Annotated in this window: 1 pseudogene; it reads left to right on the forward strand. The window is 50.3% G+C overall.

Annotation, left to right across the window (positions count from 1 at the left end):
• Positions 1-217 precede the first annotated feature (217 nt).
• Positions 218-539: pseudogene (locus tag ACTHUM_RS18380) on the forward strand (patatin-like phospholipase family protein); the annotation flags it as partial.

Genomic DNA, 539 nt, shown 5'->3' on the forward strand with positions numbered 1-539 from the left:
CACAAGCTGCTCTCGCGCCACGGGGCGGAAGCAAGCAGAAAGATAGGTTCGTGGTTGATGCGGTTTGGTTGCGCCATAAGGGTTTGGAAAGATAAAGATTGTGTCGATTATAACGGAAAATCGACGCAAAAAGGCCGTCTGAAAATCTGCCTTCTATAAAGGCCGTCTGAAAACCTTTATAATCCGTTTTGAATGAACAACCGACTTTCCTATGTTTATGCCAAAATTCCCTTTTAAATCTGCCCTTTCCCTGCTCTCTGCAGCCCTATTATCCGCCTGTTCGCTGATGAAATATCAGCCTGTCGCCGGTATTGATACGGTCGACCTGCAGCGTGGCTACCGCTTTGAAACCAGCCGGCCTCAGCACAACGACGAAGACGATACGCTTGTTGTGTTGATGTTCTCCGGCGGCGGTACTCGCGCGGCGGCCTTGGGTTATGGCGTGTTGGAGCAGCTTCATAAGCAGCAGATTACCATAGGCGGTAAAAAACAGTCTTTGATGTCGAATGTCGATGTGGTGGTCGGCGTATCCGGAGGCT

This window comes from Neisseria sp. P0021.S006, from assembly GCF_051956895.1.